Below are 12,661 nucleotides of genomic sequence, written 5' to 3' on the forward strand. Positions count from 1 at the left end.
CGATACCCGTCCGATCCGACGCGCGAGCACCGCCAACCGGGGGTCGGCGGACCGTCCCGGCCCGGTCGCGGTGAGTGGTCCCGGTCATACGGGTAGCCTCGGTCCCGTGTACCGGTTCCTGCTGAGCCCACGCTGGTTGGGCGCCCTCGCGCTGACCCTGGTCGCCGCCGCCGTCATGGTGTGGCTCGGCAACTGGCAGCTGGACCGCTACCGAGGTCGTACCGAGATCAACGAGCGGATCGACGCGGGCGAGCGGATGCCTGCGGCGCCCCTGGCCGAGGCGTTCCGCCCGCCGACCGGTGGCCCCGGCACCGCCGGTCCGGCCCCCGCGAAGGACCGGGTCTGGACCCGGATCACCGCCACCGGCCGGTACGACACGTCGAACACCGTCCTGGTCCGTGGCCGGACGGTCGACAGCCGGGTCGGCTTCGAGGTGCTCACCCCCCTCGTGCTCGCTGACGGCACCGCGCTGCTGGTGGACCGGGGCTGGATTCCGCCCGCTCCGGGGGACGCGACCGCCCAGCCGTCGGTGCCCACCCCGCCGGGTGGCGACGTCACGGTCAACGGCCGGGTGCACGAGACCGAGAGCGGCGCCGGCGCGGTGGACCGCCGCGACGGGCGGCTGGAGACGCGGCGGATCGCCGTACCGCGTCTGGCCCGCGAGCTGCCCTACCCGGTCTACGGCGGCTATCTGCTGCTGGACGAGCAGACCCCGGCCGCCGACCCGGTCTTCAAGGCCGTTCCGGTGGGGCACACCAACAACTGGCAGAACTTCGGCTACGTCGTGCAGTGGTGGCTCTTCGCCGCGATGGCGATCTTCGGCTACGGCTGGGTGGCCCGCCGTGAGGCACGCCGGGCCGCGGGCCTGGATGGCACGACCGCCCCGCTGGACCGGGCGGCCGACCCCGCGCCGAGCACGTCCGCCTGAACCGTCCGCCCGGCGCCCGGCGTCAGCCGGTGGGCCGGCCGGCGTGGATCGCGCGGACGGCGTCGATGGTGTCCGCTTCGGCGGCGGACTTGTCCTCCCGGTAGCGCACCACCCGGGCGAACCGCAGCGCCATCCCACCCGGGTAGCGGGTGCTCGTCTGCACGCCGTCGAACGCGATCTCCACGACCTGCTCGGGGCGGACCCGGACCACCCAGTCACCACGCTCGACGGCGAGGCCGAGGAAGCGCTCGGTCTGCCAGCGCAGCAGCTCGTCGGTGAGCCCCTTGAACGTCTTGCCGAGCATGACGAAGTCGCCGGTGCGCGGATCACGGGCACCGAGGTGCAGGTTGGAGAGCCAGCCCTCGCGCCGGCCGCTGCCCCACTCGACGGCGAGCACCACCAGGTCGAGGGTGTGGCGCGGTTTGACCTTGACCCAGGCCGCGCCTCGACGGCCGGCGTCGTAGGGTGCGTCCGGCGCCTTGACCACCACACCCTCCTGCCCCGCGTCGAGGGCGGCGGCGAACGCCGCAGCGGCCTGCTCCGGACCGTCGACCTCCATGCGCCCGACCAGCAGCGAGGCATCCACCGCGCCGGCCAGAGCTGCCCACCGCTCACGGCCGGGCAGGTCGATCAGATCCTCACCGTCGAGGTGCAGCAGGTCGAAGAAGTACGGCGTGAGCACCGTCGTGCCGGTGGTGGCGGCGGCCGCGAGCACCGCCGGGGCGACCGGCGTACGGCCGGTGGTGCTCGGCGTGGTGCGCCGGGCGGCCCGACTGGAGGTCTGCTGGAACGGCAGCGGGCGGCCCGTCTCGTCCAGGCCGATCGCCTCGCCGTCGAGCACCAACTCCCGGCCGGGCAGGGCGCGAACCGCCGCGACGACCTCGGGCACCCGGTTGGTGATCTCGTCGAGGCTGCGGGTGAACACGGCGATGTCGGCGCCGGAGCGATGCACCTGGATGCGGATGCCGTCGAGCTTGACGTCGACCACGGCGGGCGTGCCGGTCGCGGCCAGCGCCTCGTCGACCGAGGGGGCGCTCTGCGCGAGCATCGGTGCCAACGGCCGGCCGACCCGCAGGCCGAAACCGGCCAGCTCGGCCTCGCCCCCGGCCAGCGCGGCCACCGCCACGGCGCGCAGGTCACCGGCGAGCAGCAGAGCCCGACGGACGGTGGCGACCGGTACCTCGGCGGCCCGCGCCACGGCGTCGGCGAGCAGCCCGGCCTGGGCACCCTGGCGCAGCTCGCCGCCGAATAGGCCGGTGAGCAGCCGTTGCTCGTCGGTGGTGGCCGCCGCGTAGAGGGCGCCGAGCAGAGCCCGGCGGCGAGCCTGCGAACCGGTGCCCTGCACGGCGGCGATCTGCTCGATGGCCGCGTCGACGGCGGCCACGGTCAGCGTCGGCTCGGCGGCCGGCGGTGGCAGGTCACGCAGGCTCGCGTAGCCCACGCCGGTCTGGCGTTGCCGCAGCTCACCGGCGAGATAGCCGGCGCCGGGCTCCACCTCGGGCGGGTCGAGCCGGCGCAGCGCGTCGGCGAGCAGCTCCACCTTGGCCCGCCGGCCACTGGTGGCGCCCACGGCGGCGGAGGTGGCCGCCAGGTCGATGAACCGCACGACGCCCATCCTGCCAGTCACCTCCGACACCGCCCGGGCATTGCCGTGCCCGGGCGGTGTCGGCGCGGTGCCGCAGCCCGCCAGGCCCTGGTCCACGGAGGCGGGCTGCCCCTGTGGAACAGGCACTGACGGACGGCGGGAATCAGGCGGAGACGGGCTCCTCGATGCGCAACCCTCGGGCGCGGACCTCGCCGGCCACCCGGGAGAGCACCGAGTCGAGGGCGACCAGGGCGGCGGAAAGCTCACCGAGCTGCTCGTTGAGCGTGTCCTCGGACCACGCGGAGACGTCGACGTCCCCCAGTGCGCTGACGGCGGCCCCCAGGCGGGCCATCACCTCGTTCGTACTCATGTTCGAAAGCCTATAGCAATCCCATCGGCGACACGCCGTAAACGCGCAGATCAGACGCAAACTTGCCGTTATCACTCAGCCGCTGCGGCCACCTTGCCCAGCAGCAGCGCCTCGGCGAGGCAGACCTTGGCGAACTCGCCGAGGTGCAGGCTCTCGTTCGGACCGTGCGCGCGGGCGTGCGGGTCCTCCACGCCGGTCACCAGGATCGCCGCCTGCGGGAACATCTCCTGGAACGTGGCGATGAACGGGATCGAGCCGCCGACGCCGATGTCCACCGGGTCGGTGCCGTCCCAGGCGGTGCGGAACGCCGAGCGGGCGGCGTCGAACATCGGCCCGGACGCGTCGATCACGCACGGGTCGCCGTCGTGCTCGAAGGTGACCGTCACCTGAGCGCCCCACGGCGCGTGCTTCTCCAGGTGGGCGCGCACCGCCGCGTACGCCCGCTTGGGGTCGTCGCCCGGTGCGAGACGGACGCTGAGCTTCGCCTTCGCGGCCGGCACCAGGGCGTTCGGGGCCTCACCGGTGGCCGGGGCGTCGATGCCGAGCACGGCCAGCGCCGGCTTGGTCCAGAGCCGGTCGGTGAGCCGGCCGGTGCCGATGAACTGCACACCCTCGGCCAGCCCGGCCTCGACGCGTACCCGGTCCTCCGGGTAGTCGACGACGGCGCCCACCCGGCCGACCAGCCCGTCCACCGCCACGTCGCCAGCGTCGTCGTGCAGGGTCGCCAGCAGCCGGACCAGCGCGGTCAGCGCGTCCGGCACGGCACCGCCGAACATGCCGCTGTGCACGGCGTGGTCCAGCGTGCGCACCTCGACGAAGCAGTTGACGATGCCGCGCAGCGAGGTGGTCAGCGCCGGTACGCCGATGTCCCAGTTGCCCGAGTCGGCGATCACGATGACGTCCGAGGCGATCTCGTCGCGGTGCTCGTCGAGCAGCCGCTCCAACGAGTCGGAGCCGAACTCCTCCTCGCCCTCGATGAACAGCACCACACCGACCGGCAGCGCGTCCCCGTACGCCCGCAGGGCCGCCACGTGCGCCATGATGCCGGCCTTGTCGTCGGCCGCACCCCGGCCGTACAGGCGGCCGTCGCGCTCCACCGGCTCGAACGGGTCGGACTCCCACAGCGACCGGTCACCGATCGGCTGCACGTCGTGGTGGGCGTAGAGCAGCACGGTTGGCGCACCGGGCGGGGCCGCGCGACGGCCGATCACGGCGGGCTGCCCGCCGGAACGCACGATGTCGACGTCCAGGCCGCAGCCGCGCAACAGCTCGGCGACCGCCTCGGCGGACCGCTCGACGTGCGAGTGGTCGAAGCCGTCGAAGGCGATGCCGGGGATGCGGACGAGGCGTTCCAGGTCGGCCCGCACGCCGGGCATCTCCCGCTCGACGGCGGCCCGCACCTCGGACTCGGACATGATCGGTGAGGTCATGACCGGCATCGTATGCCGGCCTTACCCAGGCGTGCCGGCGGAGCCCGTGCCCGCCCCGCCGACCCGCACCAGGTAGCGGGACGTGTCGAGCGGCAGCGCCGGCGCGCCGTCGACCACCAGGTCGGCGTGGGCTGTGGTGTCGTCGGCGGCGAAGTGCATGCGCTCCCCCGCATGCCAGCGGCGCAGCTCGGGCAGGATGTCCGGCCCGTCCCGCTCGACCGCACGGGCCAGCCGCAGCGGCGCCGGCGCGGTCACGAAGACGGCGAGCGTCAGCTCCGACCGGATCACCGCACGGGCGGCGCTGACCCCCTCCACGATCAGCACCGGCGTCACCGGCACCGCCACCGGGCGCGGCAGGAAGGACCGCCGCACCCAGCTGTACCGCCGGTACGCGCCCGGCTCCCCCCGCCGCAGCGGGACCAGCACCTCGTCGTCGAACCGGGGCCAGAAGGTCAACTGGTCGTCCCAGCCGTCGAGCAGGTCGTCGGTGTGCACCACCGGTGGTCGCCCGCCGGGCAGCGCCGCCAGGGCATCCGCGAGGTGCGCGGCGAACCGGCTCTTGCCCGCGCCGCTCGGCCCGTCGACGGCGACCAGCCGGGTCCGCCCCAACCGCGCCGGGCCCGCGAGCACCCGCCGCGCCACCTCGGCGTACGCCTCGACGACCACCACCTGCGCCACCTGCGCGCCGGCAGGCCCGGTCGGCCCGCCGGCGTGGCCGCCCTCGCCCTGGTGCGGACCCGGGTCGCGCCGCCGCGGACCGCCGCGGTCGAGCGGTTCCCTGCCGACGACTCCGTGCACGACCGCAGTATGCCCCCGGTCCGAGCCCGCCGGACGGGGTGATCGACTCGGGTTCACGGATGTCGGGGTGTCCCGCCGGCCAGGACGGTCCGACATCACGGAAACCGAGTCGATCACGCTGGTCCCGACGGCTGTGACACGTCCGGCTGAGCCGGCTCGGGCGGCCACTTGCACGTCCGGGGGAATTGGGGTGGCGACGGGTGACGGGCGGACCGTTCGGCGCGCGGGCCGGTACCCGAGTCGGCATGATCGGGTGGTGCTCCGAGACGTGATGAGCCCCGGCATCGACGCCCTGCTCGAACAGGCCCGCGCCGGGCTGCACCGACTTACTCCACAGCAGACCGTCGAGGTGGTCCGCGGTGGCGCTCTGCTTGTCGACACCCGTACCGACACACAGCGCCGCGAACAGGGTGATCTTCCCGGGGCGGTCGTCATCGACCGCACGGTGCTGGAGTGGCGGCTCGACCCGGCCAGCGCCTGGCGCATTCCGGAGGCCACCGCCTACGACCGGGAGATCATCGTGGTGTGCCGCCAGGGTTACAGCTCCAGCCTGGCCGCCGCCAGCCTCCAGACCCTCGGCCTGCGCCGGGCCACCGACATGATCGGTGGCGTCGACGCGTGGCTGGCCGCCGGTCTGCCCACCACGGACCGCCCCGCCGACATCCGCCTCTGACCCGCCCGCTGCCGCAGCCCGCTCTACGACGCCACCGGGGAGCCCGCCTAGACGGCCGATCATGCGCTGTCGGCGGGCGGCCCGTCGCAGGGTGACGCTCGGGCGGCCTCTTGCAGGCGTGGCGCGCTCAGGTGGGTGGGGCGCCGGGCGGGATGAAGGGGAGGTCCGTGGGCGCGCCGGTCTCGATGAGACGCCAGAGGGCGTCGGTGTCGAGGTGCTCCTCGACGAGGTCGCCGAGCAGGTCGAGCGAGCGTTCCCGGGCGGCGGCGAAGCTGGTGGTCGGCGCGACCCGGAATCCCCTGCGTCCGGCCAGCCGGGCCGCCTCGGTGAGGAACCAGCGGCGGAATCCGTCGGACTCGAACGCCCCGTGCCAGTGCGTGCCGTGCACCGCGCCGAGCACCGCCCCCTCGCCCGCGCCGTCGACCCCGGTCAGCAGCGGGGTCAGTGCCGGGTCGGCCTGCGAGACGTACCCGTGGTGGATCTCGTAGCCGCGGACCGTCACGTCGCCGGGGCCGGCGCCCACCGACTGCCGGACGGTCTTGCGAGGATCGAAGGTGATCTCGATGGGCAGCAGGCCGAGCCCGGGCACACTGCCCCGCCGGCTCTCGACCGGGTCGTGGATGGCCCGGCCGAGCATCTGGAAGCCACCGCAGAGGCCGAGCAACGGCTTACCGGCTGCCGCGTGGGCGGCGACCGCGTCGGCGAGGCCCGTCTCGCGGAGCCAGGCGAGGTCCGCGACCGTCGACTTCGAGCCGGGCAGGACGATCAGGTCGGCAGAGGCCAGTTCGGCAGGCTCGACGGTGAGGCGTACGCGGACACCCGGCTCGGTGGCGAGCGCCTCCACGTCGGTGGCGTTGCTGATGCGGGGCAGTCGGACGACGGCCACGTCCAGCCACTCGGTGCCGTGCGGGGCGGCAGGCCGACCGAGCACCCGCCCGTAGGCGAGCGAGTCCTCCGCGTCCAGCCACAGGTCGAGCGACCAGGGCAGCACCCCGTACGTGGGCCGGCCGGTCACGTGCCGCAGCATCTCCAGCCCGGGCTGGAGGAGACCGAGGTCCCCCCGGAACTTGTTGATCACGAAGCCCGCGACGAGCGCCTGGTCGGCCGGATCGAGCAGGGCGACCGTGCCGAACATCGACGCGAAGACGCCGCCCCGATCGATGTCGCCGACCACGATGGCGGGCAGGTTGGCGTGCCGGGCGAGCCCCATGTTGACGTAGTCCCCGGCCCGCAGGTTGATCTCCGCCGGGCTGCCCGCGCCCTCACAGATCACCACGTCGTACGCGGCGCGCAGCTCGGCCAACGCCGCGTACGCGGTCTCGGCGAGCCGGGGCCGCAACTGCCGGAAGGTGCCGGCGGTGATCGTGTCGACCGCCTCGCCGAGGAGGACGACCTGGCTGGCGAGGTCACTGCCCGGCTTGAGCAGCACCGGGTTGAAGCGCAGGTCCGGTGCGAGCCCGCACGCGGCGGCCTGCATGGCCTGGGCGCGGCCGATCTCCCCACCACGCCCGTCCGGCCCGACGACGACGGCCGAGTTGTTCGACATGTTCTGCGCCTTGAACGGCGCCACCTTCACGCCGCGCCGGTGCAGCCAGCGGCAGATGCCGGCGGTGAGCACGCTCTTGCCGGCGTCCGAGGTGGTGCCGGCGACCAACAGTCCACCGCTCATCGCCCGCTCTCCCGCCCCACGACGCCCCCGACCCGGCCATGCTCCGACCCGAGGGGCAGCAGGCCGCCTCCCGACCGGCCACCTCGAAACGCCTCCCGGGTCGCTGAACGGCCGGTGCGCCGTCCCGTCACGGCTCGCAAGCTGCGGCGCGCCACTGCGTCGGTCAGGCGGCCGACGGTCACCGGGTAGGCAGCGGCCACTCCGAGGGCGGCCAGGCCGACAGCGCCGGAGATGCGCGCGGCCCGCTTGAGGTGTCGCGCCTCGGGACGGGGGCCGTCGCCCAGGAACGGGCGGACCTCGGAGCGTCCGAAGTACATGTTGCGGCCACCGAGGCGGACGCCGAGCGCCCCGGCCATCGCCGCTTCACACTGGCCGGCGTTGGGGCTGGGGTGGTCGTTGCGGTCCCGCCGCCACACCCGCCAGGCCCGGTCCCGGTCGCCGTTGGCAACCGGTGCGACGGCGATGGTGAGGAGCCCGGTCAGCCGGGACGGCACGAGGTTGAGCAGGTCGTCCAGCCGAGCGGCCGGGGTGCCGAACCGCGCGTAGCGCTCCGATCGGTGCCCGACCATCGCGTCGAGGGTGTTGGCGGCGCGGTAGCCCAGCAGCCCGGGCAGGCCGGCGACCGCACCCCAGAGCAGCGGGGCGACCACCGCGTCGGAGGTGTTCTCCGCGACCGATTCGACGGTGGCGCGGGCCAACTCCGACTCGTCCAGGGTCGACGGGTCCCGCCCGCAGAGGTTGCCGAGGCGTTCCCGGGCGGCGGGCAGGTCGCCGTTACGGAGCGTACGACCCATGATCGTGGCCTCGCGCCGCAGCGTACGACCGCCCAGCACGGTCCAGGTGCCGACGGCGACGAGGACCGCGCGGCTCACCGGCCGGTGCCGGGTGGCCACCGCGGCGACCGCCCCGAGCGCCACGGGCCCCCCGACCGCCAGCGCCGTGAACACCGCGCCGGCTGTCCGGTCCGGCCGGTGCAGGCGACGCTCCAGAGCGCCGGCCACCTGGCCGAAAGCGGCTACCGGGTGCCACCGACGGGGGTCGCCGAGCAGCCTGTCCAGCGCGTAACCGGCCACCAGGCCCACCGCGTTCGCCACCGGTGCTGTCTGCCGCACGCGTACCACCCCCCGGCCGGCCAGCCTAGACGAGCGCCGCATGAGCCAACCGCGCCTGCCGTACTCCATCGGAACCTCCTCTGACCCGTTCCGCTCACGCGGGGTGACGACGCCGACCACGCCGCCACCCCGCCCCCGTCGTGCCGTCGGTGCGAACGTCGCCGGCACCGACCTCAGGCAGCGGTGCTGCTGCCGCCCCGGGACCGGACGGTCACGCCGGCTGCGGAACCCGACCTCGGCCCCGCCGGCCCCGACCGGACGGCGGACCATCCGGCCGGCCCTCGTCGGGAACCGGCCCCAACTCGTCGTCGGGGTCGTCCTCCGGGTCGACGTCGTCCGCCGCCGCACGGGTCAGCTCGTCGTCGTCCAGGGCCGCGGGAAGGCCACCGATGTCACCGAGGGAGACCTCGTCGAGCGGGCCGTGGCCGAGGGGACTGGTGCGCGGCGAGGCGTACTCGGGCAGCTCAAAGTCGTCGTCGAGCGGCCCGTCGTCGGGCAGCGCCGGTGCCTCCTCGGCGGGTACCGGCTCGGTGGGCTCGCCGTGCACGCGACCCTCGGTGGCCGCGTCCTCGACGGCGCTGGTGCTCATGGTGGGTCGGTTGCGCAGGAAGCGGGCCCGCCCCCGGGACAGGTCGTGGCCGACGGCGACCGCCTCCAGCTCGTAGAGGGTGCGGTGGTTGCCGGCCTCGTCGGTCCAGTCGCGGGTGTAGAGACGCCCGCAGACCACCACCGGGTCGCCGACCATCACCGACGCGGCGACGCCCTCGGCGAGCTTGCGCCAGCAGTTGACGCGGACGCGCAACGAGTTGCCGTCGACCCACCGGCCGCTGTCGCGGTCGAGTCGACGGGCGGTGGAGGCGACCTTGAAGTTGGCCACCAGGGTGTTGCTCTCCTTCGTCCGCCGCCACTCGGGCGCCGTCAGAATGTTGCCGACGATCGTGACGTACGTGTCGAACATCGTCCCTCCAGGGGATCGGGGTCTGCCAGCGCGAGTCGACTCGGCATCGAGCCTGTGCGATGTCGACGGCCACCGCCAGCGCCGCCACCCGAACCTGTGGACAACGGGCCACCTGTGGACAACGCCCTGATCAAGCCCCTGTTGTGGTACGGCCGACCCACCCGAGCGGCCGATGGCGGTTCCGGAACCGCCCGAACTGGGTATGGATTTGATCAACGCACCACCGACAAGCTCCACGTCGACGAGAGGTCAGCACCATGATGATCACTACTTTCGGCTCCGCGACCACCTCCGAGGTGCGGCGATGAGCGCCGTGGCGAACCCGGCGACCGTGGGCGAGTGCCTGCGGGTGGGCGCGGGCTTCTCCCAGGGTGACCGCAACTGGATCGCCGAACAGTTCGCCACCCTCGACGCCCGGCTGGCCGGTTTCCACGCCGACGCCACCGAGCTGGAGGTGTCGGTGAAGGACCGGGAGGCCCGGGGTCAGAAGGTCACCCTGGAGTGCTGGATCGCCGGCCGGCAGAAGATCGTCACCACCTCCACCGAGGAGGACCTGCACGCCGCCCTCAACGACGTTCGCGACGACCTGCGTCGGAAGCTCAACGACGCCAAGACCAAGCAGGAGCCGCGCAACAACAAGCACCTGCGGGACATCCCGCAGCCGCAGGGCGAGCCCGACCCGATCGACCAGGACCCGGCCCGCGTCGACGCGGAAACGGCCTGACCCACCCACGACCGACCCGCGATCTTGCACTTTCGGATGCCGATATGAGCATCCCCAAGGCTTATGTCGCAACAGAAAGTGCAAGATCGCGGGGGTGGGGGGGCGGGCGCGGGGCTACCGCTCGGTAGTGGTGCGGGCGTAGCGTCGTCGTTGTGGAACCGGACGTGTTGGGGCCGCCGTACGAGCGGCAGACGATCGGCCTGGGCACCGATGACGAAGGTCCCGTTGTCGCGACACTGGTCCGGCGGCGGGCCGGGCGCCCCACCGGGCGGGCGGTCCTTTACGTGCACGGCTTCGTCGACTACTTCTTCCAGACCCACCTGGCCGACTTCTTCGCCGAGCGCGGTTGGGACTTCTACGCGCTCGACCTGCGCAAGTACGGTCGCAGCCTGCTCGGGCACCAGACGCCGAACTTCTGCCGCGACCTCAGCGACTACTTCCCCGAGTTGGACGCCGCCGCCGAGATCATCCGCACCGAGGACGGGCACGACACCCTGCTGGTGATGGGCCACTCCACCGGCGGCCTGATCATCTCGCTCTGGGCGGATGCCCGCCGCGACGCCGGCATCGTCGACGGACTGGTCCTCAACAGCCCCTTCTTCGACCTGAACGCCCCCTGGGCGGTCCGTCGACCCCTCGCGGCCGCCGTCGCGCGGCTGGGCCGCAGGGCGCCCCACCGCGTCCTGCCCTTCAGCCTGGGCACGGTGTACGGCGAGAGTCTGCACGCCGACCACCGCGGCGAGTGGGCCTATGACCTGGCGTGGAAGCCGTTGGCCGGGTTCCCGGTGCGGGCCGGCTGGCTGAATGCGATCCGTACCGGTCAGCGTCGGCTGCGCGCCGGCCTGGACATCCCGGTGCCGGTGCTGCTGGCCTGCTCGACCCGTTCCTTCCGGGGCACGAAGTGGCACGACAACGCCACCCTTGCCGACGCGGTGCTGGACGTCGAGCACATGGTCCGGTACGCGCCCCGCCTCGGCCAGCACGTCACGCTGGCCCGCTTCGACGATGGGTTGCACGACCTCACGCTCTCCGGACCGGCCGTACGCGCGAAGGTCCTGGACGAGGTCGACCGCTGGGCGGAGGCGTTCCTGGCCGCCGGCCCCACCGCTCCGGCCGATGACGATGCCGACACCGACGCGCCCACGCTGCCGCAGAGCCGCCGCCCGTCGACCGACACGGCCGAGGCAACGGCGGTCGGCGACTGATCCGTCCGAGCTCGGACGACCGCCCGCGCCGGGGCTACGGTCAGCGACTCATCCGCCGGCCCGAACGAGCGGGACACCCCGGGGCGACGGCGCTCGGCGACCGAGCAGCCCCAAAAGCGTCGGTGCGCTCGTGCGACTGATCCGGCACACCCGGCCGGCCAGCCGCGCCGAGGCGACGGCTACCGACGACTGAGCGGTCGAGCCGGGTTCAGGCGTCGCCCTGCACGGCCGACAGGGCGGCGCCGATCCGGTCGAAGGTCGCCACCGGGTGACCGTCGACGCCGGGCAGCACCAGGCCGAGGCAGTACAGCGACACGTCGCCGGCGGCGTCGGCCTGCACGATGAAGACGGGCGCGCCGACGTACCCCGGGGGTAGTTCCGTGGTGATCCGCATGTCGTCCCCGTCTCGGACGACGCGCTCGATCGCCACCTCCAGGGGGCGGGAGCCGTCGTCGCGTACCCCATGGGCCAGCACGAAAGCGGAACTGCCGTCGGCGCCGAGGTCGGCGACGGCCTCGGGCCCGGCGGCGATCCCCGCCGGTACCGGCTGCACGCGCCACCGCCAGCCGCCGTCACCGGCGTAGCGGTGCAGGCCGGCGGTCGGCAGCACCGCGACCCCGTCGCCCGGAAAGCGGGCCCAACCGGGCACGATGTCGGCCGCCGCGACGGCGTCCGGCGCGACGCCGGCCGGCTCGGTGACGCTCGCCCGCAGGCCCAGCTCACCGCCGGTCGCACCGACGAGGTCAGCCGCCGTCAGCAGCGCCTCCCCCATCGGGTCGTCGCCACCCTGGAAGAAGAAGGCGGTGCCGTGGGCGTCGGCCGTCCGGTAGGGCAGGATCGCGCGGCCGACGACCTGGCACAGCTCGTAGGCGACGCTGCTCTCGGCGTCGGGGTCCAGCAACACCAGCCGAGGATACGGGCTGCCGCGTGGTCGACCTGCGGGAACCCGGATGCCGGTCGCCCGGCCTTCGTGAGACCCTGCTCGACGACGCGGACGGGGGCACCCTTTACCCCGGCGTGCCCGGGGTCGGCGGTACCCTTCTTGCGCGACATCCACGCCGCGCGCCCGTAGCTCAGCGGATAGAGCAGGGGACTTCTAATCCCAAGGTCGTAGGTTCGAACCCTACCGGGCGCACCCAGGTCGAAGCAGGTCGACTTCAGCAACACCGACCGATGGATCGGGCGCGGCATCAATGCTGCGCGGTAGGT

Annotated in this window: 12 protein-coding genes and 1 tRNA gene; 5 read left to right on the plus strand and 8 right to left on the minus strand. The window is 73.7% G+C overall.

Features of this window, described 5'->3' with window-relative positions; genetic code table 11:
- The first annotated feature begins 106 nt into the window (after window positions 1-106).
- On the plus strand, window positions 107-928 hold the full coding sequence (locus ACGFH9_RS27060) for an SURF1 family protein (RefSeq protein WP_393224530.1): 822 nt from the start codon (window positions 107-109) through the stop codon (window positions 926-928).
- Window positions 929-950: 22 nt separating this feature from the next.
- Here the strand turns inward: ACGFH9_RS27060 and ACGFH9_RS27065 are convergent, their stop codons facing one another.
- The 4 genes from ACGFH9_RS27065 to ACGFH9_RS27080 form a co-directional block, all read right to left on the minus strand.
- Window positions 951-2,543, minus strand: coding sequence for an ATP-dependent DNA ligase (locus tag ACGFH9_RS27065; protein WP_393224532.1), 1,593 nt, complete (start codon window positions 2,541-2,543; stop codon window positions 951-953).
- 133 nt (window positions 2,544-2,676) lie between these two features.
- Window positions 2,677-2,883 (minus strand): hypothetical protein, encoded by a 207-nt coding sequence (locus ACGFH9_RS27070; protein WP_030333429.1) that lies wholly within the window; start codon window positions 2,881-2,883, stop codon window positions 2,677-2,679.
- Window positions 2,884-2,954: 71 nt separating this feature from the next.
- Window positions 2,955-4,298 (minus strand): dipeptidase, encoded by a 1,344-nt coding sequence (locus tag ACGFH9_RS27075; protein WP_393224570.1) that lies wholly within the window; start codon window positions 4,296-4,298, stop codon window positions 2,955-2,957.
- A 36-nt stretch (window positions 4,299-4,334) separates the two neighbouring features.
- Window positions 4,335-5,111: a uridine kinase gene (locus ACGFH9_RS27080; RefSeq protein WP_393224535.1), complete on the minus strand. Its 777-nt coding sequence runs from the start codon at window positions 5,109-5,111 to the stop codon at window positions 4,335-4,337.
- 271 nt (window positions 5,112-5,382) lie between these two features.
- On the opposite strand from ACGFH9_RS27080, the gene ACGFH9_RS27085 reads away from it, so the two are divergent.
- Complete coding sequence (locus ACGFH9_RS27085) at window positions 5,383-5,784, plus strand: rhodanese-like domain-containing protein (protein ID WP_393224573.1); 402 nt, start codon at window positions 5,383-5,385, stop codon at window positions 5,782-5,784.
- Window positions 5,785-5,911: 127 nt separating this feature from the next.
- On the opposite strand, the gene ACGFH9_RS27090 is transcribed toward ACGFH9_RS27085, so the two are convergent.
- The 3 genes from ACGFH9_RS27090 to ACGFH9_RS27100 all read right to left on the minus strand — a co-directional run bounded on the left by ACGFH9_RS27090 (window position 5,912) and on the right by ACGFH9_RS27100 (window position 9,523).
- On the minus strand, window positions 5,912-7,453 hold the full coding sequence (locus ACGFH9_RS27090; protein WP_393224537.1) for a cobyric acid synthase: 1,542 nt from the start codon (window positions 7,451-7,453) through the stop codon (window positions 5,912-5,914).
- Window positions 7,450-8,607, minus strand: coding sequence for a cobalamin biosynthesis protein (locus ACGFH9_RS27095; protein ID WP_393224575.1), 1,158 nt, complete (start codon window positions 8,605-8,607; stop codon window positions 7,450-7,452). Before ACGFH9_RS27095 ends, ACGFH9_RS27090 begins: the two co-directional genes overlap by 4 nt.
- Window positions 8,608-8,776: 169 nt before the next feature.
- Window positions 8,777-9,523: a single-stranded DNA-binding protein gene (locus ACGFH9_RS27100; protein WP_393224540.1), complete on the minus strand. Its 747-nt coding sequence runs from the start codon at window positions 9,521-9,523 to the stop codon at window positions 8,777-8,779.
- Between the two features lie 304 nt (window positions 9,524-9,827).
- Between ACGFH9_RS27100 and ACGFH9_RS27105 the strand changes: the two genes are divergently transcribed.
- Entirely contained in the window at window positions 9,828-10,247 is a 420-nt protein-coding gene (locus ACGFH9_RS27105; protein ID WP_355241696.1) for an HPF/RaiA family ribosome-associated protein, read from the plus strand.
- A gap of 152 nt (window positions 10,248-10,399) precedes the next feature.
- Window positions 10,400-11,452 carry an alpha/beta hydrolase gene (locus tag ACGFH9_RS27110; protein WP_393224544.1) on the plus strand — a complete coding sequence of 351 codons (1,053 nt, stop codon included), beginning with the start codon at window positions 10,400-10,402 and terminating at the stop codon, window positions 11,450-11,452.
- A 208-nt stretch (window positions 11,453-11,660) separates the two neighbouring features.
- On the opposite strand, the gene ACGFH9_RS27115 is transcribed toward ACGFH9_RS27110, so the two are convergent.
- Entirely contained in the window at window positions 11,661-12,356 is a 696-nt protein-coding gene (locus tag ACGFH9_RS27115; RefSeq protein WP_393224546.1) for a hypothetical protein, read from the minus strand.
- 158 nt (window positions 12,357-12,514) lie between these two features.
- Here ACGFH9_RS27115 and ACGFH9_RS27120 point away from each other — a divergent pair.
- Window positions 12,515-12,587, plus strand: a tRNA-Arg gene (locus ACGFH9_RS27120).
- The last annotated feature ends 74 nt before the right edge of the window (window positions 12,588-12,661 follow it).

This window comes from Micromonospora sp. NPDC049102 (genome assembly GCF_043197485.1).
Lineage (GTDB): Bacteria > Actinomycetota > Actinomycetes > Mycobacteriales > Micromonosporaceae > Micromonospora.